The sequence below is a fragment of the Allobosea sp. GW822-FHT03F07 genome (assembly GCF_058801345.1).
Genome location: NZ_JBXAND010000003.1, coordinates 39,492 through 64,214, shown reverse-complemented (window position 1 = coordinate 64,214; position 24,723 = coordinate 39,492). Strand labels below are relative to the sequence as shown.

Sequence of the window (24,723 nt, the reverse complement as noted above, 5' to 3'; positions counted from 1 at the left end):
TCATCGCGTCCGCGGGTCGACCAGCCGGCCGAGGATGTCGGACAGCAGGTTGACGCCGATGAAGACCGCCCCGATCACCAGCGTGCCGCCGAGCACGGCGTTCATGTCGGCGTTCAGCAGGGAATGGGTGAGATAGCGGCCGAGCCCCGGCCACGCGAAGATCGTCTCGGTCAGCACCGAACCTTCGAGCAGATGCATGTAGGAGACGGCGATCACCGTCACCAAGGGCACGAAGGCGTTGTGCATGGCGTGGCGCCAGACGACGCGGAACTCCGACAGGCCCTTCACGCGGGCGGCAATGACATACTGCTGCTGCAACTCGGTAATCATGAAGCTGCGGGTCATGCGGCTGATATAGGCGACGCTGAGGATGCCGAGCACGGCGGAGGGCAGGATCAGGTGGGACCAGGCGTCGCGGAACGCCTCCCAGTCGCCCTCGATCGCCGCGTCGATCACCAATATGCCGGTGATCGGCGTGATCAGGTCCTGGAAGGCGACGCCGGCGCGACCTGGGCCACCCACCCAGCCGAGCTTGGCGTAGAACAGCAGAAGCCCCATCAGCCCGAGCCAGAAAACCGGAATCGAATAGCCGAAGAGCCCGATGACGCGCGCGACCTGGTCCGGCCAGCGGCCCTGATAGACTGCGGCCAGAACGCCCAGCGGGATGCCGAGCAGGCAGCCGATCAGCGTGCCGAGCGTCGCCAGTTCAAGCGTGGCGGGGAAGACGCGGCGGATGTCATCGACGACGGTGTTGGAGGTCAGCACGGAGCGACCGAGATCGCCGGTGAAGACCTTGCCAGCATAGATCGCGAACTGCTTCCAGAGCGGCTTGTCGAGGCCGAGTTCGATCCGGGCCGCCTCATAGGTCTCGGGGCGGGCATTGTCGCCGACCACCGCCAGCACCGGGTCGATCGGGATGACGCGGGCGATGAAGAAAGTGATCAGCAGCAGGCCGAAGATAGTGATCGCCACCGTGCTCAGCTCACGCGAGGCGATCTTCGCCCAGCGTTGTGCCGTCCCGCTCCATGACCGCCGGCGAACCGGGCCTTGCGCCACGCTACTCATGCGATGTTTCCGTTTCCGGGGATCTTGTTCTGGGACCCTGGCGGGCCGGCCCTCGGGACCAGCCGGAAGCAAAAGCCCCGCCGCGGCCCTGGCTGGCCGTGGCGGGGCTTGGTGCCTGCTGCCTCAGTTCTTCGAGATCGGCGCGTAGAAGTTGGTGTCCGAGCTCGGTCCGATGACCCAGTTCTTGACGCCCTTGCGATCGGCCGAGACCTCGACCTGCTGGAACATGATCACGAAGGGCGAGATCTTCTGGTGCTCGCGCTGCAGGTCGCCATAGACGGCGGCGCGCTTGGCGGCGTCGGTCTCGAGCACATTGGCCTGCGTGACCTTGGTCATCTCCGGGATGTCCCAGGCGTTGCGCCAGGCGAGGGTCTTCGATTTGGCGTCCTCGCCATTGTTCTCGTTGATGGCGAAGGTCTCGGCATTGGTGTGCGGGTCGAGGTAATCCGGGCCCCACTGGCCGATATAGATGTCGTGGGTGCGGGCACGATACTTGGTCAGCGTCTGCTTGCCGTCGCCGGGGATCAGCTCGAGCTTGATGCCGGCCTGGCCCCAGCTCGACTGGATGGCCTGGGCGATATCGGTGATCGGATTGACCGAGCGGACGTCCATCGTGACCGTGAAGCCGTTCGGCAGGCCGGCCTTGGCGAGCAGTTCCTTCGCCTTGGCCGGGTTGTAGCTGTAGGGCTTGTCGTCGATCGCGCCGAGGAACCCCTTGGGCAGGAAGGACTGGTGGGCCTTGTAGGTGCCCTCGACGATGTTGCGCTCGATCGAGGCGTAATCGACGAGATATTTCAGCGCCTCGCGGACTTCCGGCTTGGCGAAGTTCGGGTTCTTGGTGTTCAGGCCGAGATAGAGGATATAGCCCTTGTCGCCCTGGACGATCTCGACGTCCTTGTTGGTCTTGACCGCGGCGAGCTGGTCCTTGGAGAGGTTGCGGGCGATGTCGACGTCGCCCTTTTCGAGCAGCAGGCGCTGCGAGGCCGGCTCGGCGACATGCCGCACGACGATGCGCTTGTTCTTCGGCGCGCCCTTGTACCAGCTCTCATTGGCGTCGAGCGCATATTGCTCGTTGGGGCGATAGGCGCGGACCTTATAGGCGCCGGAACCGGCGGAATTCAGCTTCAGCCAGCCATTGCCCCAGTCGCCGTCCTTCTCATTGGCCTTGACCAGTTTGGTGTCGACGATCGAGGCGACGCCCGAGGTCAGGCAGTTCAGGAAGAAGGTCGGCGCGAAAGGCTTCGAAACGGTGATGACGACGGTGTTGTCGTCGGCGGCCTTCACCTTCTCCAGAACGTTGTCCTTGGTGAAGCCGAACTGCGCCAGGATGAAGCCCGGCGACTTGTTCAGCGTCACGGCGCGCTGGAAGGAGTAAACCACGTCGGCGGCGGTCAGCGGGTTGCCGGAGTGGAACTTCACGCCCGGCCGCAGCTTGAAGGTGTAGGTCAGGTTGTCAGGGGAGACGCTCCAGCTCTGGGCGAGCTCGGGAACGAGCTCGTTGTTCTTGGCGAGGTCGACGCCCATCAACTTGTCGTAGAGGTTGGTGACGACCTCGACGCCCGAGAACTCGAAGGCCTCGGCGGGATCGAGCGAGATGATGTCGTCGATCTGCTTGGCCATGACGACCGTGTCCTTCGGCGTCTGGGCGAAGGATACGGTGGTCTGGGCGGTCGTCGCCAGCAACGCGGTGAAGGCCGACGCCACCATCAATTTCGCAACGTGACGCATGAGAATCCCCATCGGTTTATGTTTGCGGCCGTGGCTGCGGCCGTTCGGTGCAATGTGGAACCAGTTGCCGGCCTCTGTCCAGCAGGGCGATAGCGGAGTCCAGAGCCCGCTGCACAGTTCTTGTGCACGAGGCTCTTGCTATGGCGCAGACTGGGGCGAGTTGCTGCTTTGCGAGCCTCCCGCACGCCGCTAACGTGAGACCGCCCGGCGTTCCGCCGCGTCACGACCTGCAGGTGCTCAGCCCTTGGCCATCATCGCTGCGCTTCATCACGTCACCCATTACCGCTATGACCGGCCGGTCACGCTCGGGCCCCAGATCATCCGCCTGCGGCCGGCGCCGCATTGCCGGGCCGCGATCAACAGCTATTCGCTGAAGGTTTCTCCGCCGGAGCATTTCGTGAACTGGCAGCAGGATCCAAGCGGCAACTGGCTCGCGCGCTATGTCTTTCCCGAGCCGGTCACCGAATTCCGCATCGAGGTCGATCTCGTCACCGAGCTGTCGATCATCAACCCGTTCGACTTTTTCGTCGAGACCGACGCCGAGACCTTCCCCTTCACCTACCCGGACGAGTTGCGGGCGGAACTCGCGCCCTATCTCGTCACCGAGCCGGCCGGGCCGCTGCTCCAGGCCTTCCTCGCCACGATCCGGCGCGAGAAGACCAACACGGTCAACTTCGTCGTCGATCTCAATGCGCGGCTGGCCTCGGGCATTGCCTATGGCATCCGCATGGAGCCGGGCGTCCAGGAGCCGGAGCACACGCTTAACATCAAATCCGGCTCCTGCCGCGATTCGAGCTGGCTGCTGGTTCAGATCCTGCGCCATCTCGGCCTCGCGGCCCGTTTCGTCTCCGGCTACCTGATCCAGATGAAGGCGGATATCGATCCGCTGGAAGGCCCACGCGGCACCGACAAGGACTTCACCGACCTGCATGCCTGGGCGGAGGTCTACATCCCCGGCGCCGGCTGGATCGGGCTCGATCCGACCTCGGGCCTGCTCACCGGCGAAGGCCATCTGCCGCTGGCCGCGACGCCGCATTACCGCTCGGCCGCGCCGGTCTCGGGCGTCGCCAGCTACGCCGAGACGACCTTCCACTTCGACATGAGCGTGGCGCGGGTCCATGAGGTGCCGCGCATCACCCTGCCCTTCTCCGACGAGTCCTGGCAGAAGCTCGACGCGCTCGGCGAGCAGGTCGAGGCCGATCTCCAGGCGCAGGATGTGCGCCTGACCATGGGCGGCGAGCCGACCTTCGTCTCGATCGACGACCAGACCGGCGAGGAATGGAACACCGCCGCCGTCGGCCCGACCAAGCGCCAGCGCGCCGACGTGATGATCCGCAAGCTGCGTGAGCGCTTCGCTCCCGGCGGCATGCTGCATTACGGCCAGGGCAAATGGTATCCGGGCGAAAGCCTGCCGCGCTGGGCCTTCGCGCTCTATTGGCGTGCCGATGGCGAGCCGATCTGGCGGGACGCGGCGCTGATCGCGCGCGAGCCCGGCGCGCCGACCGGCGGCGACCGCGAACTGGAGGCGGGCGCGACGATCGCAGAGGCCGAGGCTCTGGCGGCGGGCCTGTCTGACAAGCTCGGGCTTGGGGCCGACTACGTCGTGCCTGCCTATGAGGACACCGGCTACTGGCTGCTCAAGGAGGCGCAGCTTCCCGACAATGTCGACCCGCTCGACCCGCGCCTGGCCGATCCCGAAGAGCGGGCGCGCATGCAGCAGGTCTTCCAGCTCGGGCTGGGCAAGCCGCGCGGCTATGTCATCCCCGTGCAGCGCTGGCAGAGCCAGGCCGGCGACAAGCGCTGGCGCTCGGAGAAATGGAAGCTCCGACGGGGCAAGCTCTTCCTCGTGCCGGGCGATTCTCCGGTCGGCTACCGCCTGCCGCTCGGTTCTCTGCCGGTGGTGCCGAAGGCGGAGTACCCGCATATCCATCCGCAGGACCCGATGGAGGAGCGGCCGCCTCTGCCGCGCGCGGCCGGCGGGTTCGGGCCGGCGGCCGATCCGCCGACGCCCGAGGCCCCGATCCGGCCGGAGCCGCCGTCGCCACAGCAGATGTCGCGTCCAGGCGAGACGCCAGCCGGTTCCGGGCCGCAGGACCGGACCGAGCAGGAGATCGGCGGCGAGCATGTCCGCACCGCGATCAGCCTCGAAATCCGCGACAATGTTCTGTGCGTGTTCCTGCCGCCGGTCGAGCGGCTGGAGGACTATCTCGACCTGATCGCCAGCGTCGAGGAGGTGGCGCGCGAGCGCAACCAGCCGGTCCATATCGAGGGCTACGCCCCGCCTCACGATCCGCGCCTCAACGTCGTCAAGGTGACGCCCGACCCCGGCGTGATCGAGGTCAACATCCACCCTGCCCGTAACTGGCGCGAGGCGGTCGAGATCACGCGCGGCGTCTATGAGGAAGCGCGGCAGTCGCGGCTCTGCGCCGAGAAGTTCATGGTCGACGGGCGCCATACCGGCACCGGGGGGGGCAACCATGTCGTGCTCGGCGGCGTCACCCCGCCGGACTCGCCCTTCCTGCGTCGGCCGGACCTCTTGAAGAGCATCGTGCTCTACTGGAACCGGCACCCCTCGCTGTCCTATCTGTTCTCCGGGTTGTTCATCGGCCCGACCAGCCAAGCGCCGCGCATCGACGAGGGGCGCCACGATGCGCTCTACGAGCTGGAAATCGCGCTCGCGAAGATCCCGCAGCCGGGGGAGCCCGCGATCCCGCTCTGGCTGGTCGACCGGCTGCTGCGGAACCTGCTGGTCGACGTCTCCGGCAACACGCATCGCACCGAGATCTGCATCGACAAACTCTATTCGCCGGACGGGCCGACCGGCCGGCTCGGGCTGATCGAGTTCCGCGGCTTCGAGATGCCGCCGGATTCGCGCATGAGCCTGGCGCAGCAGTTGCTCGTCCGGGCGCTGATCGCCTGGTTCTGGCGCGAGCCGCAGGCCGGCGGGCTCGTGCGCTGGGGCACGACGCTGCATGACCGCTTCATGCTGCCCGAGATGGTCTGGCAGGATTTCAAGGACGTGCTCGCCGATCTCGGCCGCGCCGGTTACGCGTTCGAGCCGGTCTGGTTCGAGGCGCAGGCCGAATTCCGCTTCCCGTTCTTCGGTAAGGTCGAACATGGCGGCGTCGAGATCGAGATCCGCCAGGCGCTCGAACCTTGGCATGTCATGGGCGAGGAAGGCGCGATCGGCGGCACGGTTCGCTATGTCGACTCTTCCGTCGAACGTCTGCAGGTCAAGGCGAAGGGGCTGGTGCCCGGCCGTCACCTGATCACCTGCAATGGCCGGCGTCTGCCGATGACCGCGGCCGGCGCCTCAGGCGAGAGCATCGCTGCCGTACGCTTCAAGGCCTGGCAGCCGGCCTCGGGGCTGCATCCGACGATTCCGGTGCATGCGCCGCTGACCTTCGACATCGTCGACACCTGGGTCGGACGCTCGCTCGGCGGCTGCGTCTACCATGTCGCCCATCCCGGCGGTCGCAATTATGAGACTCCGCCTGTGAATTCCTACGAAGCGGAGGCGCGCCGGCTCGCACGTTTCGAAGCGATCGGTCATACTCCCGGCGCGCTGGCGATTCCGCCCGAAGAGCGCAGCGCCGAATTCCCGCTCACACTGGATTTGCGGCGTCCCCGGGGAGTGTAGAGGCGCTAGACGCAGGCGATGGCATTGCAGGGGCGATCACCATCGGCGCGCACCAGAACGGAGCGTCGCAACGCTCTGCTGGCGGGCTATCGGCCGCTGCCCGGCGTTCATGACGAGCTGATGGGGTCCGATGGCCAGGTGCGCCCGCAATGGGAGCCTTTCCTCGCGGAGTGGTGCGGCTTCTCGCCCGACGAACTGAACCAGCGCTTCGGGCTGGCGGATCGGCATGTCCGCGACACCGGCGTCTCCTATCGCGTGCATGGCGATCTACATGACGGCGATCCGACTGCCGGCGAACGGTCCTGGCCGCTCTCCCATGTGCCGCTCGTCATCACCGGCGCCGAATGGCAGACCATTGCCGCAGGCGTGGCGCAGCGCGCTCACCTGCTCAGCACGCTGCTGGACGACATCTACGGCCCCGGCGAGATGATCGCGAACGGGTTGCTACCGGCCTCCGTCGTGACCGGCAGCCCCGATTATCTGCGCCCGCTGCAGGGGGCGCCGGGCGGCGGCGCGCTGCAGCTCTACGCCGCCGATCTCGGGCGCGGCCCGGACGGGCGGTGGTGGGTGCTGCAGGATCGCACGCAAGCACCGTCCGGCACAGGCTATGCGCTGGAGAACCGGCTCGCCCTGTCGCGTGCCTTCCCGGATATGTTCCGGACGATGAATGTCGAGCGGCTGGCGGCCTTCTTCCAGGGCTTCCGTGCCGGCCTCGTCGCGAGTTCCAAGCGCGTCGAGCCGCGCATCTGCCTGCTGACGCCCGGACCGCTCAACGAGAGCTATTTCGAGCAGACCTATCTCGCGCGCTATCTCGGCTTCCTGCTGGTCGAGGGCGGCGACCTCGTGATGCGCGAGGGGCGCGTGCATGTGCGCACCATCGCAGGCCTGAAGCGCGCCGACGTGATCTGGCGCCGTATCGACGGCGATTTCTCCGATCCGCTGGAATTGAACGCGTCCTCGGCGCTCGGCGTCGCCGGCCTGGTTCAGGCGGTGCGCAAGGGCAGTGTCCATATCGCCAACGGACTCGGCTCGGGCGTGGTCGAGGCTCGGGCGCTGATGGGCTTCCTGCCGGCGCTGGGCGAGCGCATCCTCGGCGAGGACATGATCCTGCCCAATGTCGCGACCTGGTGGTGCGGCCAGCCGCGCGAGCGCGCCGCCGTGCTCGATCGCCTCGACGAGATGAGCATCGCGCCGGCCTTCCGCAGCGCCGGGGGCGGCCATGACACCGGCCCGGTGATCGCCGGCGAGTTGCCGGCGGCCGAGCGCGAGGCGCTGCGCGCGCGGATCGAGGCCCGGGGCATGGACTATGTCGGGCAGGAGGTGGTGCGGCTCTCGACCATGCCGGTCTTCCAGAACGGCCGGCTGCAGCCGCGCCCGATGACGCTGCGCGTCTTCGCCGCCGCCACCCCGGATGGCTGGAAGGTGATGCCCGGGGGTTTCTGTCGAATTTCCGACGAACCCGATGCGCGCGCGGTGAGCATGCAGAGCGGCGTGCGCTCCAGCGATGTCTGGGTGACCTCCGACGCGCCGGTGGAACAGGTGACGCTGCTGCCAACGCCGGACCGGATTCCCATCCGCCGCATCACCGGGACGCTGCCGAGCCGCGCCGCCGATAATCTGTTCTGGCTCGGACGCTATCTCGAGCGGACGGAAGCGACGCTGCGGCTGGTGCGGGCTCTGCTCGGCCGGTTGATCGACACCGATCCGACGCAAGGGCGCAACGAGACATTGCGCCGGCTCGCCAACCTGCTGGTGGCCTGGGGAGCGTCGCCCGGCGGCAAGACGCAGACGCTGCTGGCCCAGGCCTCGGCGGCGCTGCACGGTCTTGACCATTACGGCTCGGCCATCGCCACGGTGCGCGAAGCACGGCGGACGGCTTCGGTCATCCGCGAGCGGCTCTCGATCGACGCCTGGCGGCTCTTCGGCGACATGCAGCAGCAGCTCACCCTCGAGGAGGGTCACGAGCCGAGCGAGGGCGAGGCCTATGAGATCGCCGACCGGGCGCTGAAGTCGCTCGCCGCCTTTTCCGGCCTCAGCCAGGAAAACATGGTGCGCGGGCCGGGCTGGCGCTTCCTCGATATCGGGCGACGGCTCGAGCGCGGCATCGCGACCTGCCGCTTCGCCCGCCACTTCGCCGAAACGACCGCCCCGACCGACGCTCTCGACGCGCTGCTCGACCTGACGGATTCGCAGATCACCTATCGGTCGCGCTATCTGCTCGGCGCGAGCCTGCAGCCGGTGCTCGATCTCGTCATGCTCGATCCCTACAATCCGCGCTCGGTCGCCTTCCAGATCGAAAGGCTAGACACCGAGATCCGGGACCTGCCGTCGCTGACCGAGGACGGCATGCTGGAAGCCCCACGCCGGCTGATCCTGAAGCTCGCCGCCGAATGCCGCACCGCGGAAGCTGCGCGGCTCGACCGCACCAGTATCCTGTTGTTCGAGCAATTGCTGATGGGCGTCTCCAGTGCCATCGCCGATCGCTACTTCCTCCAGAACAGCGGCCCGGAAGGTTCTAGGCTGACAGGCATCGCGTGATCTACGACGTCCGGCACATCACCACCTACGGCTATAGCCGCCCGGTCCCGTTCGCGCGCTGCATCCTGCGGCTGCAACCGCGCAACGACGGCGGCCAGAGCGTCCGGAAGAGCGAACTCAACGTGACGCCACGCCCGGCCGAGCGGGTCGATGGGTTCTGCTTTTTCGGCAACCGGATGACGACGGTGACGATCGCAAAGCCGCATCGCGAGCTCAAAGTCGAGATGCGCGCGCGCGTCGAGGTGCAGCGGACGCCACCACCCTTCCCCGGCCTGACGCGGCATTGGGAAGAGGTTGCGGCTCTGGCGCTGGCCTCCGACAGCCTGGCACCGGATTCACCGGCGCATCATCTCTATCCGAGCCGGCTGGTGCCGCCCGTCACGGCCGTCACCGACTATGCGCGCAAGAGCTTTCCGACGCTGCGGCCGGTGCTTGAAGCCGCAAGCGAACTGATGGCGCGGATCCGCGCCGACTTCACCTATGATCCGGAGGCGACGGAGGTCTCGACGCCGCTGGAAGAGGCCTTCCGCGAGCGCCATGGCGTCTGCCAGGATTTCGCGCATGTGATGATCGCGGGGCTGCGCGGGCTGGGTCTGCCGGCTGCCTATGTCAGTGGCTATATCCGCACCATCCCGCCGCCGGGTGAGAAACGCCTCGAAGGCGCCGACGCGAGCCATGCCTGGGTGATGCTCTGGTGCGGACCTGAGATCGGCTGGATCGGCCTCGACCCGACCAACGACCTGATCGTCGCCGACGATCATATCGTCACGGCCTTCGGGCGCGACTATGCCGATGTCTCGCCGCTCGACGGGGTGGTCATCGGGCCGGGTTCGCAAAAGATCGGCATCGCCGTCGACGTCATACCCGTCGGCTGATCCAGCGCGCGACGCCAAGCCCCACGCAGGAAGTGCTTCCCTTTAATTGGTTGCCATGGCAACTTGTTTCCCACAGAGGCGCCGGAGCGGCGCGAACCGGGACAACGCATGCGTACGCAGGTCGCCATCATCGGAGCCGGGCCTTCGGGGCTCCTGCTCGGACAGTTACTGAACCAGGCCGGCATCGACACCGTCATCCTCGAACGGAAGAGCCGCGACTATGTGCTGGCGCGGATCAGGGCCGGGGTGCTCGAACAGGGCACTGTCGGCCTGCTCGACAAGGCCGGCGCGAGCGCGCGGCTGCATGCAGAGGGCCTGCGCCATGACGGTTTCGACCTGCTGTTCGGAGACATTCGCCACCGCGTCGCACTCGACCACCTGACCGGCGGCAAGCATGTCACCATCTACGGGCAGACCGAGGTGACGCGCGACCTGATGGACCAGCGCGCCTCCCAGGACGGCGTGACCATCTTCGAAGTGGACGACGTGGCGCTCCATGGTTTCGACGGGATGAGTCCCTTCGTCACCTATCTCGTAGGCGGCGTTTCGAAACGGCTCGACTGCGACATCATCGCCGGCTGCGACGGCTATCACGGCGTCTCGCGCGCCAGCGTTCCCTCCGAGGCGCTGCGGATATTCGAGCGGGTCTACCCGTTCGGCTGGCTCGGCCTCCTCGCCGAAGTGCCGCCGGTCTCGGAGGAGCTGATCTATGCGCGCAGCGAGCGCGGCTTCGCGCTCTGCTCAATGCGCTCGCATACACGCAGCCGCTATTACATCCAGTGCCGGCAGGACGAACGGGTCGAGGACTGGTCCGATACGCGGTTCTGGGACGAACTGCGCCGCCGGCTCGACCCCGCGACGGCGGCGTCGCTGACGACCGGCCCCTCGATCGAGAAATCGATCGCGCCGCTGCGCTCCTTCGTGGCGGAGCCGATGCGGTTCGGGCGGCTGTTCCTGGCAGGCGACGCAGCGCATATCGTGCCGCCGACCGGGGCGAAGGGCCTCAACCTCGCCGCCAGCGACGTGCATTACCTGTTCGAGGCGCTGCGCGAATTGTTCCTCGACCGTTCGGAAGCGGGCATCGACGCCTATTCACAGAAAGCGCTGGCGCGGGTCTGGAAGGCCGAGCGCTTCTCCTGGTGGCTGACTTCGCTGATGCACCAATTCCCGGAGCAAGGGCCGTTCGAGCAGCGGATGCAGCAGGCCGAGCTGGACTATCTCGTCTCCTCCGAGCATGCGATGGCGGCGCTGGCGGAGAACTATGTCGGGCTGGATTATTGAGGCTGCCCGGGCATGGGTAGACCTGATGGGTAGTCAGGTATCGACCCATGGCGGACGTTGCTCCGTCGTGCGAGCCTGCGTCCAAATGGCCTTTGAGCAGGATCGTCCCGTGAAGCTTTTGACTGCCGTAGTCGTCGACTTCCTAGCCCTGCTCGCGCTCATGGTCGTGATCTACGTCGCTGCTGTCATCTACTCCAATGGGACGCCTTCAGGCTCGACATCGAAGTTCGTTGCGGGGCTGGCCTTCTGGGGCATCGCAGTAGTGCCGTGCTTGGCGATCACAGCGCGGTTGGCGATCTCAGCGGTTCGAAAGTGGGGACACTGAGCCTGGCTGTTCTCGCGGAGCCCGCTTTCGACCCGTAGCGGCCATGGCTGCTGTCCGAAAGGTCAGTCGAGCACCGGCGGAGGCGTGCGGGTCGGTTCGGTATTCCATGATGCAATCGCAACCTGAGATTTTGGCCTCGTCACGCAGGCCTCATAGTGCTGCCCTTCGGCCCCAACGCCCCGATCGAAATGGATAAAGTGCGCCTGGCCTTGCTCGTCAGTGAAGGCGACAAGCATTTCGAACTCTTCCACCGGAGCGGCCCGCCAACCAAGGGCTCTCGAGAGACGTTGGCGATCTGACGCGCTTACGGTAGCGCCAAGCGACAGCAACCGCTCTACGGGGCGCGTGAAGCCTCCGAACAGGCAAGCGCTTCGCCACGCACCGCCATTAACTGGAGCAAGGTCGATGACTGCCCAGTCCTGTCCGGCAGAGAAGGCTTTTTTGGCGCGCGCGAATTGCGAGGCGAAGGGTCCATAGTCTGGATGGTCGCGGTCGAAAACGGGGCGAGGCTCGAAAATGACCGCGGCGACTATGGCCAGTATGGTCGCGCCGATACAGCCGAGCAGAAATAGTAAGACGGTGCGCAGGGCGGTCATGCGAATGACATATCACAAGTGCCCGCTCACGGCTGTTAATGGCCGCTCCCGACCCATAGCTGACCTCAAATTCGGCGCCTCACTCGTCTCTTCGTCGAGTTGACTTATGGGGAGGGGGAGCCAGAATCGCGCCAAGCAAAGATGCTGGGGGGCCTCCATGCTTAAGGCTGCGATCGCGGCGCTATTCGTGATGACCGCAACGGCTGCCGTTGCGCAGCATTATCCGCGACCGGTCACGCGCGGTGCGCATTGCGCATGCGCCCGGATGCTGTTCGGGATTCAATCAGTCAACGGATATTGCCATTGGGACAACCGTTTCGCCGACGCCATCAACGCGTGCGCCGTGCGGCAAGAGCGGGTAGCGCAACGCCCGGTGCAAGCGAATGGTGCCGGCAGCATTCCTTATCGCATCGGTCTCGGTCTAGCAGCGCAGCGCGGCATTTACGGCGCCAGCGGAGGTTGCTTCGCTCGGGTCTTCGAGGCCTCCGCTTCTCAGGCGCCTTCCCCCGATCGTCGAATCCGATACGGCGTTAGCGGTCGGGACATGCCGGCATTTGGCCAAGAGCTGCAGCGGCGCTGCGGAATTTTGCTGTAGCGGCGACGCGAAGTCTCGATTGCCGCAGCCCGAACGGCACTATGCGACCCGAAGCCGCTGTTCAGCGATCTGGACCTCAATGGCGGCCTCCGCGCGTGGAGGCAAAGCGCAGGGTGGCAATTGCCCCGCCAATCGCGCGATTCTGACCGGCCTACAGCCATCCATTGCGGCGAAAGCGCCAATAGAGCCCACCGCAGATGACCGCGATTCCCGCAATCACGCCGAAGTAGGCATACTGCCATTTCAGCTCCGGCATGTTCTCGAAGTTCATGCCGTAGATGCCGGCGATCGCGGTCGGGACCGCAAGGATGGCTGCCCAGGCGGCAAGGTGTCGGGTTGTCTCGGTCTGCTGCGCCTGGCCAATCATCAGGCTGGCTTCGAAGGCGAAGGCCAGCACCTCGCGCAAGCTGTCGATCTCCTCCTCGACACGATGGACGTGGTCCGAGACATCGCGGAAGAGCGGCTGCATCTCGGGGTCGAGCGGCTGGACCTCGGCATGCTCCAGGCGGCGGCAGACCTCGACGAGCGGCACGACCGCGGTGCGCAGGCGCAGAAGGTCGCGACGCAGAAGATAGAGGCGCTCGACCTGCGACTGGGACAGGGTGCGCTTCAGGACACGGTCCTCGATGGCGTCGACCTCGGTGCTGATGCTGTCCAGCACCGGCCGATAGTCATCGACGATGAAATCGAGGACGGCGTAGAGAATATAGTCTGCCCCATGCGCGAGCGTCTTGGGGCAGGCCTCGCAACGCTGGCGCACAGCGCCATAGGAGCGCGACGCCCCGTGGCGGACCGAGACCACATAGCCGCGGCCGACGAAGAGATGGGTCTCCCCGAACGCGATCCGGCCCTCGATCATCTGCGCGGTGCGCGCGACGACAAAGAGGGCGTCGCCATACTGCTCGATCTTGGGACGCTGATGGGCGTTGTGAGCATCCTCGATAGCGAGTTCGTGCAAATCGAACTGGCGCTGTATGCGCCCGAGCAGTTCATCAGAGGGTTCGAAAAGGCCGATCCAAACAACGTAACCCTCGCGCTCGCGCCAGTCTGCCGCCTCCTCGACGCTGCGCAACTCCACGACCTTGCGCCCGCCGGCATACACGCCCGCAGCGACGACTCCTTCCTCGTGGGAGGGGGAGTCCTTCGCTACGGCACGTGGCGAGATTTGCTCGTTCATCGATGCATTATGCTCCTTTGCGGGGCGGGTGCCCATATCATGCGTTCGCGATGACCTGTCCTGCCGGTCATCTAAGCGGCGTGACCGCAAAGGCAGCTTCCACCCGAGCCAGACACTCACAGCCGGTGAGCGCAAAGTCCGCATCCGTCCCATCCAGGACCTTCGTCGTGCGTCGGGCCTTGAACACCTGCCCCAAAGAGGAAAGGCCGCGCCTTATGGCGCGGCCCCCTCACAAGGCGATATCCAGAACCCGCATCACGCCAGCGTGTAAGCCGTCTTCACCGTGGTGTAGAATTCCTTGGCGTAGGCGCCCTGCTCGCGCGGGCCGTAGCTCGAGCCCTTCCGGCCCCCGAAGGGGACGTGATAGTCGACGCCCGCCGTGGCGAGATTGACCATCACCATGCCGGCCTCGGCATTGCGCTTGAAATGCGTCGCATGCTTCAGCGAGGTCGTGCAGATGCCCGACGACAGGCCGAACTCGGTGTCGTTGGCGATGGCCAGCGCCTCCTCATAGTCCTTGACCCGGATGATGTTGGCGACCGGGCCGAAGACCTCCTCGCGCGAGATGCGCATGGCGTTGGTCGTCTCGGTGAACAGCGCCGGCTGGAGGTAAAAGCCGGGGGTATCGCGCTTCAGGAGTTCGCCACCGAAGGCGAGCTTGCCGCCCTCGTCCTTGGCGATCTGGATGTATTTCAGGTCCTGGTCGAGCTGGCTCTGGTCGACGACCGGGCCGATATGCGTGCCGGCTTTCAGTGCGTCATCGACGACGACGCCCTTGAGCCGCTCGATGCAGGCCTCGACGAAGCGGTCATGGATGCCGGCCTGGACGATCAGGCGCGAAGAGGCTGTGCAGCGCTGGCCGGTGGAGAAGAAGGCGCCCTGCACCGCGCATTCGACCGCGACCTTGAGATCGGCGTCGTCGAGCACGACGAGCGGGTTCTTGCCGCCCATCTCGAGCTGGACCTTCTTCATCGGCGAGGAGGCGATGCAGGCTTCCGCGACCTTGCGGCCGGTCGAGACCGAGCCGGTGAAGGAGATCGCGTGAACGTCCTTGTGCTGCAGCAGCGCCTGGCCGACGACCGAGCCGCGGCCCATGACGAGGTTGAGCACGCCCTTGGGCAGGCCGGCGCGCTGGAGGATGTCGACCAGCGCCCAGGCCGAGCCCGGCACCAGATCGGCCGGCTTGATGACGACGCAGTTGCCGTGGGCCAGCGCCGGCGCGATCTTCCAGGCCGGGATCGCGATCGGGAAGTTCCAGGGCGTGATCATGCCGACGATGCCGACCGGCTCGCGGGTGATCTCGACGCCGACGCCCGGACGCACCGAAGGCAGCGTCTCACCCGCCAGGCGCAGGGCTTCGCCGGCGAAGAAGGCCATGACCTGCCCGGCGCGGCCGGCCTCACCGATGCCCTCGGCCAGGGTCTTGCCTTCCTCGCGCGAAAGGAGTTTGCCGAGCTCTTCCTTGCGGGCAAGGATCTCGTCGGAGGCCTTCTTCAGGATCTCGTAGCGCTCCTGCGGGCCCGAGCGGCTCCAGGCCGGAAAGGCAGCCTTGGCGGCGGCGACCGCATCGTTGAGCTGGTCGACAGAGCCCTGCGCATACTCGCCGACGACGTCGTTGGTGTTCGACGGGTTGATGTTGCGCGAGGCATTGCCCGAGCCGGCCCACTCGCCGGCGATCAGGTTCTTGAAGATCTCTGTCATAGGCAGCCTCCCACGGCGTTTTAGAGTTCGTGCGGGATTTAGCGTCTTTGAAGCCGGAAGACCAATGCCGCTGCGGGATCGATCAAGTCCGTTGGTGCATGATGGGACGGCGCTCAGAACTCGGCGTCGAGCTCTTCCAGTTCTTCAGGCTCGGTTTTCGCGGCGTCGATCCAGCGCTTGAGGGCGGGCCAGGTGGAGATCGCCTTGCAATAGGCCTGGCTCGGGGCATCGAGCGGGACGTCATAGGTGATGAAGCGAAGGCAGACGGGCGCATACATGGCGTCGGCCATGGTCAGGGTCTTGCCGAAGAGATAGGGCCCGCCATAGGTGCCGAGGCATTCGCGCCAGATCTCGGTGACGCGGTCGATATCGGCCTGGGCGCCGGCCCAGACCTTGAAGCCAGGATAATGCGCCTTGAGGTTCATCGGCAGGGCCGAGCGCAGATTGGCGAAGCCGGAATGCATCTCGCCGCAGATCGCGCGGCAATGGGCCCGCGCCGCGGCGTCCTTCGGCAGCAGACCGGCATCGGGCCTGATCTCGTCGAGATAGGCGGCGATCGCGAGCGTATCCCAGACCTTGATGCCGTCATGCGTCAGGCAAGGCACCAGGAAGGAGGGCGAGAGCAGCAGGAGTTCGGCCCGTGCGGAGGGGTCGTCGACCGAAAGCATGTGCTCCTCGATCTCCAGCCCCGCCATCACGCAGAGCAGCCAGCCGCGCAGCGACCAGGAGGAATAATTCCTGCTGCTGATGGTGAGCGTCGCGGCGGTCATGGGCGTCGTCCTCGGCCAAGATGGCCCCAGCATAGCAAGAGATATTCCAAGGCGGGCGCATCGTAGAAAGATTCTTGCGAAAAACTGATTTTGCGGTGCAACATGAAATTCGCGGGAAGCCGCCTGACGGCATGGTCGCCGACAGGCGGCCAAATCTTGCCCGATCGAGGTCGCATATCGATGCTCTATCTCGCCTATCAGACCCAATCCGATTTCATGAATCCGGCCAAGCTGCTGGCGCAAGGGGCGCTGGCCACGCTCGGCGCCCGGGCGATGGCGGGCCACCCTGTCGATCTTCGTGCGGCCTCGGCCGCCTATGAGATGGTAAGCCGTGCGGGCCTCACCCATCACCGGCCGGCCTATGACATCGACAGCGTGCGCGACGGCAATCGCGACGTGCCGGTGACGGAGGAGGTCGTGCTCGGTCTGCCCTTCGGCAACCTGCTGCGCTTCCGCAAGGACAGCGACACGCCACAGGCCAAGGTGCTGGTGGTGGCGCCGATGTCGGGCCATTTCGCCACGCTGCTGCGCAACACCGTGGCGACGCTGCTGCGCGACCACGACGTCTATATCACCGACTGGCACAATGCCCGCGACGTCAGCCTGGAAGCCGGCGCCTTCGGCTATGACGACTATGTCGACACGCTGATCCGCTTCATCGAGACGCTGGGGGACCAGACGCATGTCGTCTCGGTGTGCCAGCCCTGCGTGCAGGTGCTGACGGCCGCGGCCGTGATGGCCCAAGCCGGCAATGCCTGCCAGCCGCGCAGCATGACGCTGATGGCCGGCCCGGTGGACACGCGCATCAACCCGACGGCCGTCAACAAACTTGCCAGCGACAAGCCGATCGAGTGGTTCCGCAAGAACCTGATCGCTACGGTACCGTCACGCTACGAGGGCGCCGGCCGCAAGGTCTATCCGGGCTTCATCCAGCTCGGTGCCTTCATGGCTATGAACATGACCAGGCACATCAACGCCCATATCGACCTCTTCACCCATATGGCGACGGGCGAGATCGAGGAGGCTCAGAAGATCAAGTCGTTCTACGACGAGTATTTCGCGGTGCTCGACCTGCCGGCGGAATTCTACCTGGAGACCGTGCAGTGGATCTTCCAGGAGGCGCGGCTCGCGGCGCGCACGCTGACCTATCGCGGCGAGACCGTCGATTGCCGTGCGATCCGCAAGACCGCGCTCCTGACGGTCGAGGGCGAGCGCGACGACATCTGCTCGCTCGGCCAAACCTCGGCGGCGCATGACCTCTGTTCGGGCCTGAAGCCGTTCCGCAAGCGCCACCACATGCAGGCCGGCGTCGGACATTACGGCGTGTTCTCGGGCCGCAAATGGGACGGCCAGATCTATCCGATCGTCCGCAACATGATCCTCGCAAACAGTTGATCCAAAGGGCCTGCCGCCTCACTTCTCCTTGATCGACAGCCCGTTCTTGCCGACGGAGATCTCGACGCCCTCGGGCTGCTTCTTCTCCTGATAAAGCGCGTATCCGGTGACAGCGAGGCCGGCGACGAGGACGACAACAAGAGCGACGAGCAGATTGCGGGATGCGAGCATGAGCGGTTCCAGATGACAGCCGCGGGCTGGGCGGCGGGTGCGAAACCGCCGACGCCCGGCTTTGTTCCGCGTCGCAGCAAGCATGGCACCGGCTTGCGGCAGCTGGATTGACAGCCGCACAGGCCGGCCCATAGTCGCGGAACGCCCTGCGAGCACCGGCGTTTCCAACCAAAACAAAACGCCGCGACCACCGCATCAGGAGTGCGCGCCATGCCGGAAACCGAACTCCAGCAGAGGATCTGGACCGCCCTCGACCGCCATCCGGTCTGCATGGTGACGACCGCCGCCGACGGCTCCATCCGGACGAGGCCGATGTCGGGCCATATCGACCGCGAGAACCACCGCATCCTGTTCGTGACCCATCGCCACACCGGTGCGCTGGAGGAGGCGCTGCGCTCGCCCGGCGTATCGATCGCGCTGAGCGACGAGAACCACAACTTCTATGCCGCCGTGTCCTGCGTGGCGGCGGGCATCGACGATCGCGATCTCATCGCGCAGATCTGGACGCCGATCATCGGCGCGTGGTTCCCGGGCGGGCCCGATGATCCCGACGCGATGTTGCTGTCGCTCACGCCGGTCTCAGCGGAGATCTGGGAAGGCCCCTCCAGCGGGGTGCTCGTCGCCTTCAAGCTGGCGACAGCGAAGATCCTCGGCCGCCAGCCCGATCTGGGCGTCAACGCCACGATCGACATGCGATAGGCCCGCCGCCTTCGGCAGAACCACCTGTCAGGCGGGTGCGCCGGGTCCGGCGTCGAGAGGATCGGCTTCTGCCATCTTGCGCCCGAGCAAAGCGACCGCGAGGCTCGACCAGGCGATACCCAGGCACCAACCGCCGATCACATCGGTCGGCCAGTGAACGCCTAGATAGACACGGCTGACGCCGATCAGGACGATCATCACCCAGGCGAGCCAGATGCAAAGCCGTGTGATGTCGTCGCGGCGCGAAGCCAGTCCGATGAAGCCCGCGATGCTCAGCATGGTGACCGCCGACAGAAAGGCGTGACCGCTCGGGAAGCTCGCGGTGAACGTCAGCGCGGCGTGCTCGACAATGTCCGGTCGATCCCGGCCGATCGCGATCTTCAAGCCGGTGCTGACAGCCGTCGCCGAGATCACCGTGACCGCCAGGCCGATGGCGAGATGCCGATAGCGGCAGAGCCAAAGGGTCAGGCTCGCCGCGATCGTCATCATGCCCAGCCCGACGAAGCTGCCGAGCGCGGTGACGTCACGCATCGCCTCGCGAAACCAGGCCGGGCCGAGCGGAATCGACGGGTCGCCGCTCTCGCGGAAGAACAGGACGATCGTGCGATCGAACGCGAAACTGCGACCGGAGGCGATGAACAGCGCCAGCCCCAGAAAGGTGAAGGCGGCGGCGACGGGCAGGAGGATACGCGGCTGAAGCAAGCAGGGTCTCCGGGACGACGGGGCTCGTCCGACATAGACACTGCGCCTGAGCTTTCAATGGGAGCGTTCACGCGCCGCGATCAGCCGTACCGCGCCCGGCAGCAGATTATAGACGAGCGGGCCGGCCTTGCGCTCCACCTCGCCATCGAAGGTGATGTGGCCGCGGCGCTTGTCGCGGCGCGTCAACGTCACCTCCGAGCCGGTCAGGGACATCAGGTTGGCGGAGGTGCGCCACGACCCCGAAACGATCGAGAACGCCGCCTTGCAACGCGACCAGAGCCCGCCCGCATTGAGGATATGGACCTCGAAGACGCCGCCATCCAGGCGTCGCCTGCGCCACTCGGCCCCGTCGAAGCTGTTGACCGTGACCAGCACGGCATCGGCCTCGACGACGCGGCGCTCCGAGCCGACGCCGATATCGACGGTGATCGCCCGGGTGAACAGGATCGAGCGCGTCGCGGCGACGAGGAAGGCCACCGTCCGGCTGAACGGAAAGCGACGGCGTGCATATTCGCGGTTGCGAGCCATCAGGCTGAAGAAGCCCATGCCTGAGATCGAATGGAAGAGACGATCGTTGACGCTGCCGACATCCATCACGACCGGCTCGCCCTCGCAGAGCGCTGCGATCTGATGCTCTAGGGTTCCGGCCAGGCCGAGATCGCGCCCGAGGACATTCACCGTTCCCAGCGGCAGGATGCCGATGGGGCGATCCGCCTGGACCAGCACGGGCAGCACGCCGTTGATGGTACCGTCGCCACCGGCGATCACCGGCACGCTGTCGGCATTCTCGATCGCGAGCGAAAGTGCGTCGTCCAGTTCGCGCGGATGCACCATCCTGACCTCGGCCGCGCAGCCACCGGCCTCGAAGGCCGCCATGATCCGCTCGGCAAAGGCTTCGGGCCCGGCCTCCAACACCGTTCCGGCGCGGGCATTGACGATGACAGTGTGATGCATGGCCGCACACAATAGGGACCGTGTCCGGCCCGGGGCAAGGAATGCGTCGCCGGCAAGGCACCCTGCCGCGCGAACCTCAGGCGCCGACCGACGCCAGCCGCCGCGGGCCGACGCCGGTCGATCTCGGCGCCAATTCCGGCAGATCCTCCTCAATCTCCTCGGTCGCCACCTCGAAGCGTTGCAACAGGTGCGGGCCGAAGGAGCTGACCATCGCCACGTCGGTAGCGTCGCGTCCCCTCGCAATGACGATACGGCCGATGCGACGCATGTTGTGTCGCGCATCGAAGGTGTACCAGCGCCCGCCCAAAAAGACCTCGAACCAGGCGTTGAAGTCCATCGGAGCCGGGTCGCGCGGCACGCCGATGTCGCCCAGGTAACCGTTGCAATAGCGCGCGGGGACGTTCATGCAGCGGCATAGCGCGACCGCCAGATGCGCGAAGTCGCGGCAGACGCCGACGCGCTCCTCGAAGGCTTCCGCGGCCGTGCGCGTGTTGCGCGCGAAGTCATAGCCGAAGGTCAGGTGGTTGTGGACAAAGTCGACGATCGCCTGCACCCTCGGCCAGCCGGCCGGGATATGTCCGAACAGGCTCCAGGCCTGGCCCGCCAGCTTGTCGGTCTCGCAGTAGCGACTGCCGAGCAGGTAGATCAGCGCTTCGTCCGGCAGGCGCGCGGGAGGCACCTCCCCAGCGGCCGGATTGACCGCGTCGAGTTCGCCCGAATCGTAAATGATGCCATCGGCTCTCAACGAAATGCCGCCAGCTGGCGCGGTGATGCGGCGGCAGATATTGCCGAAGGGGTCTATGAACTGGCTCGTCGGGACCCGTTGCGCCGGATTCAGCAGCGAGGTCACCGCCATCTCGTCCGGAGCCACGAGATCGTGCCGGCGTGACGGATGCACGTCGAGCAGGGTCATGAGGGGCAGGTCCTGCTGGCAGACGATCTCGATGTTGTAGCCGTAGCGGATGCGCATGTCGCTCTCACAGGTTCGCATCGATCGGCCTTGCGGCCCCTCGATGCCGGACGCGGCGGTCCGGAGCTCTGGCGGTGCTCAATCTGGCCCGGGGCTGGTTTGCATTACTCCCGGCGCCTCGGGCGAAGCGGCGCCCTCACAAAACGGAAGATGCGGGCCTTTCGGCCCGCATCCCGCCGCCACGACGGTTCGGCTGGGGGGATAGCAACCGCCGCGACCAGCAGCTTTGGCCTGACCTACATCATCCAGTAGGGCATCGTGCCGTAGTAATCATGGACGCGCTTGCCATAGACGCGGTCGTCCCAGTCGGGCTCGCCCTCGCTGTCATACATCGGCGCCGCCTCGAGCTTTTCCTTCGTAAGCGGAACGACATAGCCGCCGCGATCAGTGTCGAAATCGAGCACGCTCCAGGGAATCGGATGGTATTTTTCGCCAAGGCCGAGGAAGCCGCCGAACGACATGATCGCGTAAGCGACCTTGCCGGTCTGCTTGTCCAGCATCACGTCGTAAATCTCACCGAGATGGTCGCCGGCCGTGTTGTAGACATCGGTACCGGCCACCCGCGCGCCGGCGATCAACGGATTCTTCGAGGGCGTGGCCCCGGAGGCCGGAGACGTGTCGTGCAGGGTCATGATCGGTTCCTCCGACAGGAGCAGCGTGTCGAGCTGCGGGATTGCCGGAACAACGTGGCCGGCCCCGGAAGGTTCCGCGAAAAACAGCGGCGGATATCGGCGACGAGGACGGCCGCCACGGCAGGGCGACAACCATCGCGGCGGCGGGATGCCATGGAAACGGGAGAGGAACTTTTGGGACGCGCGGACGTTGGGCTGGGACGGTCGGTCATGGCCGTGCCGGCGCAAACGCCTTACGTTGGCGATCGCGCGACCATCGACACGACTCTTGAAGCGCCAAGGAAAACACGATGAAAAAGATCATGATCATCGCTGCGATCGCAGCCTCGCTTGGTGCCTGCACCGCCCATGAGGAGCGCACCGCGGGCGGCGCCCTGATCGGAGCCGGAACGGGCGCACTTATCGGTGGGCTCGCGACGGGGCGCGCGGGAGGCGCGGCGGCGGGTGCCGCGATCGGTGGCGTGGGCGGCGCGATCATCGGTTCGGCCACGTCCCCGACACGCACCTGCGTGGGCCGTGACGAATGGGGCCGCCGCTTCCGCTACGACTGCTGATCGGCGGATCAATCCGAGAGCCGTTCCCGGAACGGCTCCATTGAAGCCTGGGCAGCGCACAATGCGCTCGACTCAGGCTTTTTTGTTTTCTGGATCGGACTGTTCCGTATCGAAGCGCCGCGTCAGGAGCGCCGGATCGGAGAAACCCCGTCACACTTGGCCATAGGGGCCGAAGCGCCCGACGAAGCGATGCCGGGTGCCGGGATAGAGCAAGCGTACCGAGGTGATCGGTACATCCTGATTCCAGGTGCGACGCTCGATTAGCAGGCAGGCCTCGCCCGGCTCGATCGCGAGAAGCCGGGCATCGTCGGGCTCGGCCGGCACCGCGCTGATCGCGTGCTCGGCCTGCGACCAGAGGCTGTTCTGCAGCAGCCAGTCGCCCGGCGGCGTCGTCGCGAAATCCTCATCCGCCACGGCCGGAACCGCCGCCAGATGGATCACCCTCTCTTCCAGCACATGCGGCCTGCCGTCGGCGCGATGCAGCGTGACGAGATGAGCGACGCGCTCGCCGCGCTTCAAGCCGAAACGGATCGCGAGTTCGGCGGAGGGCCGGCCATCCTCTCGCGACAGCACCTCATGCTCGTAGCGTTGTCCAAGCCGCTCGACCTCCTGGGGGATCGACAGGATGTCGAGCATCGCATGGCTCGCCGGCGGGCTCGCGACGATCGTCCCGGAGCGGCGCCGGCGCGTGATCAGCCCCTCGCGCGCGAGTTGCACCAGCGCGCGGTGGACCGTCATCCTGGATGCACCGAGCTGCTCCATCAGCGCATGCTCGGGCGGCACCGGAGTTCCCGGCGGCCAGGTTCCGTTCAGAACGAGATCACGGATCGCGCGCCGGATCTGATCATAGATCGGCCCGGCGCCATCCAGCTTCACTGCATCGAGCCTGGTCTGCGTCATGGCGGTCAAAGCGCCGCCAGCAGCTTGCGCATGACGGTGGCGAAACGCGCCTTTACGGCAGCGCGCGCCAGGTGGCGCCCCTCGACGACGACCTGCCTGCCGCCAACGAACACAGCCTGCACCGGCAGGGCGTTGGCCGCGAAGATCGCGCTGTCGAGCGCAGCTTCCCCTGTCTTTCCGATCAGCGCGGGATGATCGGCGTCGAGCGTGACCAAATCGGCGCGCAAGCCGGGGGCGAGAGCGCCCAGTGCGCGGCCACAGGCCTGCGCGCCGCCTGCCGCAGCAGCGCGCCAGAGCGCAACGCCGGTCGAGGCGTCGGCTTCTGCCATGAGCGCGCGGCGACGGTCGCGGAAGCGCTGCGAATATTCGAGCAGGCGCAGTTCGGCGCCGGCATCGATCTGGATGTTGGAATCGCTGCCGACACCATAGCTGCCGCCCGAAGCACGGTAGCGGACACCGTCGAAGATGCCGTCCCCCAGGCTGCCCTCGGTGATCGGGCAGAGGCCGGCTACGGCGCCGCTGGCGGCGATCGCGTCGCGCTCCCGAGCGTCGAGATGAGTGGCGTGAATCAGGCACCAGCGCCGGTCGAGCTCGACCGTCTCGGTCAGCAACGCGACGGGGCGACGGCCCGTGATCGCGACGCTGTCATGGACCTCGCGCATCTGCTCGGCGACATGGATGTGCAGGGGCGCCTCCGGACGCAGGGCCGAAAGCCAGCCGAGATCGTCGAGCGCGACCGCTCGCAACGAATGCGGGGCTAGGCCGAGCCTTGCATCGGGGAGGCCACGGATGGCGGCCTCGCTCGCCTCGATCAGCCTGAGATAGGAATCGCGGTCGTTGACGAAGCGGCGCTGGCCATGGACCGACGGCGCCTGACCGAAATTGCCGAAGCGGTATAGCACCGGCAGCAGCGTCAGGCCGAGCCCGGTCTCCTCGGCTGCGGCTGCGATGGCTACGCCCATCGCGGCGATATCGGCATAGCGCCGGCCGTCCTTGTCGTGGTGCAGATAATGGAACTCGGCGAGCGCCGTGAAGCCGCCCTCCAGCATCTCGACGAAGGCTTGGGCTGCAAGCGCCTGCACGTCGTCCGGATCGAGCCGGTCGAGGAAGCGATACATCACCTCGCGCCAGGTCCAGAACGAGTCCTCGGCCGCGCCGCGGCGCTCGGACAAGCCCGCCATGCCGCGCTGGAAGGCGTGGCTATGCAGGTTCGGCATGCCGGGCAAGGCGAGGCCAGCCAACCGCGCATCGCCGTCGCGCGCCGGCACACCCGCCTCGACGGAGGCTATGGTCCCGTCGGAGAGCGTCAGTCTCACATTGTCGGCGAAGCCGTCCGGCAGGAGGGCCTGCTCGAGATGCAGGGTCAGGGTCACGGCATCGCTCCATCCGCTAATTGCATATGCAATTAAGGCCTTGCTATTTGCATATGCAATTAGATAGCATATTCGCTATCAA

At 66.2% G+C, this 24,723-nt stretch carries 22 protein-coding genes; 9 read left to right on the top strand and 13 right to left on the bottom strand.

Features of this window, described 5'->3' with window-relative positions:
* Complete coding sequence (locus AC1RMY_RS11645) at window positions 1-1,065, bottom strand: ABC transporter permease (RefSeq protein WP_492864556.1); 1,065 nt, start codon at window positions 1,063-1,065, stop codon at window positions 1-3.
* A 123-nt stretch (window positions 1,066-1,188) separates the two neighbouring features.
* Entirely contained in the window at window positions 1,189-2,793 is a 1,605-nt protein-coding gene (locus AC1RMY_RS11640) for an ABC transporter substrate-binding protein (protein WP_492864554.1), read from the bottom strand.
* 244 nt (window positions 2,794-3,037) lie between these two features.
* Here AC1RMY_RS11640 and AC1RMY_RS11635 point away from each other — a divergent pair, with 244 nt between their 5' ends.
* The 5 genes from AC1RMY_RS11635 (at window position 3,038) to AC1RMY_RS11615 (ending at window position 11,452) form a co-directional block, all read left to right on the top strand.
* Window positions 3,038-6,433, top strand: a complete 3,396-nt coding sequence (locus AC1RMY_RS11635) for a transglutaminase family protein (protein WP_492864552.1) — start codon at window positions 3,038-3,040, stop codon at window positions 6,431-6,433.
* Between the two features lie 120 nt (window positions 6,434-6,553).
* Window positions 6,554-8,971 carry a circularly permuted type 2 ATP-grasp protein gene (locus AC1RMY_RS11630; protein ID WP_492864550.1) on the top strand — a complete coding sequence of 806 codons (2,418 nt, stop codon included), beginning with the start codon at window positions 6,554-6,556 and terminating at the stop codon, window positions 8,969-8,971.
* Window positions 8,968-9,846, top strand: coding sequence for a transglutaminase family protein (locus tag AC1RMY_RS11625; RefSeq protein ID WP_492864549.1), 879 nt, complete (start codon window positions 8,968-8,970; stop codon window positions 9,844-9,846). Before AC1RMY_RS11630 ends, AC1RMY_RS11625 begins: the two co-directional genes overlap by 4 nt.
* Before the next feature lie 108 nt (window positions 9,847-9,954).
* Window positions 9,955-11,127 carry a 4-hydroxybenzoate 3-monooxygenase gene (pobA, locus tag AC1RMY_RS11620; RefSeq protein WP_492864547.1) on the top strand — a complete coding sequence of 391 codons (1,173 nt, stop codon included), beginning with the start codon at window positions 9,955-9,957 and terminating at the stop codon, window positions 11,125-11,127.
* An 85-nt stretch (window positions 11,128-11,212) separates the two neighbouring features.
* Window positions 11,213-11,452 carry a hypothetical protein gene (locus tag AC1RMY_RS11615; RefSeq protein WP_492864545.1) on the top strand — a complete coding sequence of 80 codons (240 nt, stop codon included), beginning with the start codon at window positions 11,213-11,215 and terminating at the stop codon, window positions 11,450-11,452.
* Window positions 11,453-11,514: 62 nt separating this feature from the next.
* On the opposite strand, the gene AC1RMY_RS11610 is transcribed toward AC1RMY_RS11615, so the two are convergent.
* Window positions 11,515-12,048 (bottom strand): hypothetical protein, encoded by a 534-nt coding sequence (locus tag AC1RMY_RS11610; protein ID WP_492864544.1) that lies wholly within the window; start codon window positions 12,046-12,048, stop codon window positions 11,515-11,517.
* 157 nt (window positions 12,049-12,205) lie between these two features.
* Between AC1RMY_RS11610 and AC1RMY_RS11605 the strand changes: the two genes are divergently transcribed.
* Window positions 12,206-12,643 (top strand): hypothetical protein, encoded by a 438-nt coding sequence (locus tag AC1RMY_RS11605; RefSeq protein WP_492864542.1) that lies wholly within the window; start codon window positions 12,206-12,208, stop codon window positions 12,641-12,643.
* Window positions 12,644-12,794: 151 nt separating this feature from the next.
* Here AC1RMY_RS11605 and AC1RMY_RS11600 read toward each other — a convergent pair whose 3' ends face one another.
* The 3 genes from AC1RMY_RS11600 to AC1RMY_RS11590 all read right to left on the bottom strand — a co-directional run bounded on the left by AC1RMY_RS11600 (window position 12,795) and on the right by AC1RMY_RS11590 (window position 16,291).
* Window positions 12,795-13,820 (bottom strand): magnesium and cobalt transport protein CorA, encoded by a 1,026-nt coding sequence (locus tag AC1RMY_RS11600; RefSeq protein ID WP_492864541.1) that lies wholly within the window; start codon window positions 13,818-13,820, stop codon window positions 12,795-12,797.
* Window positions 13,821-14,075: 255 nt separating this feature from the next.
* Complete coding sequence (locus AC1RMY_RS11595; protein WP_492864540.1) at window positions 14,076-15,521, bottom strand: aldehyde dehydrogenase family protein; 1,446 nt, start codon at window positions 15,519-15,521, stop codon at window positions 14,076-14,078.
* Between the two features lie 113 nt (window positions 15,522-15,634).
* The gene (locus AC1RMY_RS11590; protein ID WP_492864538.1) at window positions 15,635-16,291 is read right to left on the bottom strand and encodes a glutathione S-transferase family protein; all 657 of its coding nucleotides are present in this window, start codon (window positions 16,289-16,291) and stop codon (window positions 15,635-15,637) included.
* 180 nt (window positions 16,292-16,471) lie between these two features.
* Between AC1RMY_RS11590 and AC1RMY_RS11585 the strand changes: the two genes are divergently transcribed.
* Window positions 16,472-17,686 (top strand): polyhydroxyalkanoate depolymerase, encoded by a 1,215-nt coding sequence (locus tag AC1RMY_RS11585; protein WP_492864537.1) that lies wholly within the window; start codon window positions 16,472-16,474, stop codon window positions 17,684-17,686.
* Between the two features lie 18 nt (window positions 17,687-17,704).
* Here AC1RMY_RS11585 and AC1RMY_RS11580 read toward each other — a convergent pair whose 3' ends face one another.
* Window positions 17,705-17,857 carry a hypothetical protein gene (locus AC1RMY_RS11580; RefSeq protein WP_492864535.1) on the bottom strand — a complete coding sequence of 51 codons (153 nt, stop codon included), beginning with the start codon at window positions 17,855-17,857 and terminating at the stop codon, window positions 17,705-17,707.
* Window positions 17,858-18,067: 210 nt separating this feature from the next.
* Between AC1RMY_RS11580 and AC1RMY_RS11575 the strand changes: the two genes are divergently transcribed.
* Entirely contained in the window at window positions 18,068-18,556 is a 489-nt protein-coding gene (locus AC1RMY_RS11575) for a pyridoxamine 5'-phosphate oxidase family protein (RefSeq protein ID WP_492864533.1), read from the top strand.
* Between the two features lie 27 nt (window positions 18,557-18,583).
* On the opposite strand, the gene AC1RMY_RS11570 is transcribed toward AC1RMY_RS11575, so the two are convergent.
* The 4 genes from AC1RMY_RS11570 to AC1RMY_RS11555 form a co-directional block, all read right to left on the bottom strand.
* Window positions 18,584-19,258 carry a phosphatase PAP2 family protein gene (locus tag AC1RMY_RS11570; RefSeq protein WP_492864532.1) on the bottom strand — a complete coding sequence of 225 codons (675 nt, stop codon included), beginning with the start codon at window positions 19,256-19,258 and terminating at the stop codon, window positions 18,584-18,586.
* A 54-nt stretch (window positions 19,259-19,312) separates the two neighbouring features.
* Window positions 19,313-20,212: a diacylglycerol/lipid kinase family protein gene (locus AC1RMY_RS11565; RefSeq protein WP_492864530.1), complete on the bottom strand. Its 900-nt coding sequence runs from the start codon at window positions 20,210-20,212 to the stop codon at window positions 19,313-19,315.
* Between the two features lie 76 nt (window positions 20,213-20,288).
* Entirely contained in the window at window positions 20,289-21,182 is an 894-nt protein-coding gene (locus AC1RMY_RS11560; RefSeq protein WP_492864529.1) for a transglutaminase-like domain-containing protein, read from the bottom strand.
* A gap of 236 nt (window positions 21,183-21,418) precedes the next feature.
* Window positions 21,419-21,814, bottom strand: a complete 396-nt coding sequence (locus AC1RMY_RS11555; protein ID WP_492864528.1) for a PRC-barrel domain-containing protein — start codon at window positions 21,812-21,814, stop codon at window positions 21,419-21,421.
* A 290-nt stretch (window positions 21,815-22,104) separates the two neighbouring features.
* Between AC1RMY_RS11555 and AC1RMY_RS11550 the strand changes: the two genes are divergently transcribed.
* Window positions 22,105-22,368, top strand: coding sequence for a YMGG-like glycine zipper-containing protein (locus AC1RMY_RS11550; RefSeq protein ID WP_327528862.1), 264 nt, complete (start codon window positions 22,105-22,107; stop codon window positions 22,366-22,368).
* 150 nt (window positions 22,369-22,518) lie between these two features.
* On the opposite strand, the gene hutC is transcribed toward AC1RMY_RS11550, so the two are convergent.
* Entirely contained in the window at window positions 22,519-23,268 is a 750-nt protein-coding gene (gene hutC / locus AC1RMY_RS11545) for a histidine utilization transcriptional repressor HutC (protein WP_492864526.1), read from the bottom strand.
* 5 nt (window positions 23,269-23,273) lie between these two features.
* Window positions 23,274-24,641 carry a formimidoylglutamate deiminase gene (locus tag AC1RMY_RS11540; protein ID WP_492864524.1) on the bottom strand — a complete coding sequence of 456 codons (1,368 nt, stop codon included), beginning with the start codon at window positions 24,639-24,641 and terminating at the stop codon, window positions 23,274-23,276.
* Between the last annotated feature and the right edge of the window lie 82 nt (window positions 24,642-24,723).